Origin of the sequence: Streptomyces sp. UNOC14_S4, from assembly GCF_020740835.1 — a bacterium.
Classification (GTDB): Bacteria; Actinomycetota; Actinomycetes; order Streptomycetales; family Streptomycetaceae; genus Streptomyces.
Genome location: NZ_JAINFC010000790.1, coordinates 1 through 2,375, shown reverse-complemented (window position 1 = coordinate 2,375; position 2,375 = coordinate 1). Strand labels below are relative to the sequence as shown.

At 76.3% G+C, this 2,375-nt stretch carries 1 protein-coding gene; it reads right to left on the bottom strand.

Annotation, left to right across the window (positions count from 1 at the left end):
• Window positions 1-2,367 (bottom strand): AAA family ATPase (locus K6I34_RS35760; RefSeq protein ID WP_229332195.1); only part of this gene is annotated, 2,367 nt, incomplete at its 3' end.
• Window positions 2,368-2,375: the final 8 nt, after the last annotated feature.

The following is a 2,375-nucleotide window of genomic DNA, read 5'->3' as shown; positions in this document are numbered from 1 at the left end:
GTCCAGGACGGCGGCCCGGCCCTGCTCGGTGCGCGGCAGGCCCCGCGCGTCGGCCTCGGCGGTGACGGCGATGGTCAGCAGGGGCCAGGCGTACCGGTGGGCACCCAGCGGCAGCCCGGCGCCCAGGGCCTCCTCCAGTACGGCCCGGGCCTCGGCGAACCGGCCGCGCGCCGTGTGCAGTTCGATGAAGCGCCGGGCGAAGGCCAGCGTGTCCTGGGGCTGCGGGTCGCGCGTGCCGAACTGTTCGCGGGCCTCGGCGAGCCGCGCCTCGGCACGCTCCCAGTCGCCCCGGGCCAGGTCGATCGAGGCGAGCCGCCCGGTGGCGAAGCCGAGCGGCCGGACCCCGCGGGCCTCGCGCTGCGCCTCCAGGGACGCCTGCTCGGCCTCCTCCCACTCGCCGAGCGCGAAGAGGGCGGACGCCAGGTTGTTGCGGGCCCAGGCGCGGGCGTCGTCCAGGCAGTAGCGGTCGGCGAGGGCGATGCCCTCCCGTGCCACCTCGGCGGCCCGGACCGAACGCCCCACCCCCTGCAGGGCGGAGGACAGGTTGATGTGGCTGCGGCCCATGCTGCCGAAGCTGCCGACGTCACCGAGGGCGACGACCTGTCGGCACACCTCGGTCATCTCGGCCAGGCCCCCGTCGACGTCCTCCCCGGTGTCGACCTTGTGCCCGGCGAGGGTGAGCCGGGCGCCGAGCTCGGTGGTCTCGGTGCCCACGAGCCGGGCCAGTTCGATGGCGCGCTCGCCCATGACCCGTACCTCCGGGCCCTTCCCGTGCAGCGCGGCCCACCCGGCGAGCTGGGCCAGCACCTCGGCCTGTACGGCCGACGGCGGCAGCCCCTCGACCAGCTCCAGGGCGGCCGCCAGCTCCTCCAGGCCGTCCCCGCGGCCCAGGGCGGTCACCAGCCGGGAGCGCTGGGTCCAGAACCAGGCGGCCCGCAGCGGGTCCATGTCCGGCTTGCGCAGGGCCTGTTTGACGGCGGTCAGGGCGCGCTCGCGGTCGCCCGCCATATGGGCGGCGACCACGATCTCGGCCAGCAGGTCGGTGTGGCGCAGGGCCTCGTCGCACCCGCACGGCGGGTACACGTCCGCGAAGTCCACCGGGCGCTGGGCGGCACGGACCTCCTCGGGGACCTGCTCCCACAGCTCCAGGGCACGCTCCAGCAGCCGCAGCTTCTCGGCGTAGGCATAGCGCCGACGGGCGTGCACGGAGGCTTCGAGCGCGGCGGCCAGCGCCTTGGCCGGCTCGTGCGCGCAGTACCAGTGGCGGGCGAGGCGGGCGGGGAACTCGTCGGCCCGGACGGTACCGGGCTCGGCCTCCAGGGCCTCGGCGTACCGCCGGTGCAGGCGCGAACGCTCGCCGGGCAACAGGTCGTCGGCGACGGCCTCGCGCACCAGGGCGTGCCGGAAGCAGTAGCCGTCGCCGTCGTCGGTGGGCACGAGGACACTGGCGCCGACGGCCGCGCGCAGGGCCTCGATCAGCGCGTCCTCGCCCAGACCGGCGACGGCGCGCAGCAGCCCGTACTCCACGGCGGCCCCGCCCTCGGCGGCGACGCGCACCACGCGCTCGGCGTCCTCGGGGAGCGCCTCGACGCGGACGAGGAGCAGCTCGCGCAGGGAGTCGCTGATGCCGGAGCCACGGCCGTCGGCGATCGAGGCGGCGAGCTCCTCGACGAAGAACGCGTTGCCGTCGGAGCGCCCGAAGACCCGGTCCACCAGGGTGCCCTCCGGCGCGGTGCCGTGGATGCCGGTGAGCTGGGCGGTGACCTCGTCACGGGTGAAGCGGCCGAGCTCGACACGGACCGGCGAACGCATCCGGTCGGCCTCGGCGAGGAAGGGGCGCAGCGGATGGCGGCGGTGGATGTCGTCCGAGCGGTAGGTGGCGACGACGACCAGACGGGCGGCGTGCAGCGAGCGGAAGAGGTAGGAGAGCAGCTCGCGGGTGGAGCGGTCGGCCCAGTGCAGGTCCTCGATGGCGAGGACGATCGTGCGGTCCTCGGTGAGCCGCTCCAGCAGGCGGGCGGTGAGCTCGAAGAGCCGGGCGCGGCCGTCCTCGGTCTCCCGCGCGGTCTCGCCGAGCTCGGGCAGGAGCCGGGCGAGCTCGCCCTCCTGGCCGCCCGCGGCGCGGGTGAGCTCCTCGCCGAGCCGCCGGTGCAGACTGCGCAGGGCGGTGGAGACGGGGGCGAACGGCAGGCCGTCGCTGCCGATCTCCACGCAGCCGCCGACGGCGGTGACCGCGCCCCGCGCCTCGGCCGCGGCCAGGAACTCGCCGATCAGCCGTGTCTTGCCGACGCCCGCCTCGCCCCCCACGAGCAGGGCCTGCGGCTCACCCGCGGCGGCGCGGGCGAGCGCGTCGGTGAGCGTGCCCAGCTCATGGA